The sequence below is a fragment of the Paenibacillus sp. 01T422 genome (assembly GCF_056398785.1).
On record NZ_JBFTQB010001297.1, the window covers coordinates 1 to 1,265 of the forward strand.

Below are 1,265 nucleotides of genomic sequence, written 5' to 3' on the forward strand. Positions count from 1 at the left end.
TGATAGATCCATGGATTTTCGTGTGCCTGGTGCTTACGATAACACATCAATGTGCCTAATTGTCTATGGGCAGCGAACAACTCTTCTTCGGCATCACCATAGTCAATAACGAGACAACTCCCGCTAGCCATCCGCTTAGAGACTCGTGCAATCCACGATTCACTCTCCAGATTAAGCTCGCCGATTTGACCATCTAGCCATTGAACCTTTATGCGGTCTACGGTGTCTAATAGAGACTTGGACTTAATAGGCAGCCAAATTTCACTAAAAATCCGATCATGTTCCTGCCATGTGACATAAGATTCTTGAAAGACCCCATTCATATAGCGAATTCTATGTACGGGAAAAGCATCCAACAGCTCATTTGCAATTATAAACATATGCGCTTGAGGTTCCTCGTCCATCCATTCTTGCTCACTTGTAAACCGAAGAAGCCTTTCATGCTCCTTCAGAGCAACACGTTGAAGCCCACGATGATAAGCGCTAGTTTCAATGATTGTATAGGTTACACGATCATAAATGGCCGGGGCACTTCTTTTTAATTCATCCAAGAGATGCACAGCCATACGACCATTACCTCCGCCCCACTCAACGAGATGCAGCGGTTCCGAACGCAGGATTTCCCTCCTCAGGAGCTCATCTTCAATGAAAGATGCTATCATTTCACCCATCACAGATCCGATGGAAGAACTGGTATAAAAATCGCCCTCTTTCCCAATTTTGAGGCTCTCATTTCGATAATACCCGTTAGGTTCGCTATAAAGGCATAGTTCCATATAGTCCCGGAATGAAATTGCCTGTTTTTCGGCGGAATGAATGGCTTGAATAATGGTTGAAACCAATTCCGGATGTCCGAGTTTGAGATCCAATTGAACCCACCTCCATTTCTTTACTTAAAGACAAAGCAGCAGGAAACCATTATAATGAATAAGGATCATGGAAGGAGAGACAATACACGCATGGCAAAGAAGTGGATAACCCTTACAGCGGTAACAGCAATTAGCTTGCTATCGTTGACAGCTTGTACAGACAACACAAAAGTAAAAGAAGCTTTAGAACAATCTCTCAATAAACAAAAGGAAATGAAGTCTTACACATTCGAAGGCAGCACAACGCTCGCCATCAGTGACGGCTTATTGAAAACATCCAACCCTTTAACCAACGGCCTTTTATCTTTGGTCAAAGACAGCACGATTGATTGGAAAGGGATCAGCAATGTAGAACCACTCCAATTTCAAACAGATTTGAAAATGACCCCTAAGGGC

The 1,265-nt window shown here is 43.2% G+C and carries 1 protein-coding gene and 1 pseudogene; one reads left to right on the forward strand and one right to left on the reverse strand.

All coding sequences use genetic code 11. The annotated features are described in order from the left end of the window. The coding region (locus tag AC1DUA_RS38155) for an SAM-dependent methyltransferase (protein ID WP_477504655.1) at positions 1–869 on the reverse strand (869 nt) is incomplete at its 3' end. A gap of 90 nt (positions 870–959) precedes the next feature. Between AC1DUA_RS38155 and AC1DUA_RS38160 the strand changes: the two are divergent. Beyond that, positions 960–1,265 (forward strand): annotated as a pseudogene (locus AC1DUA_RS38160) (hypothetical protein); the annotation flags it as partial.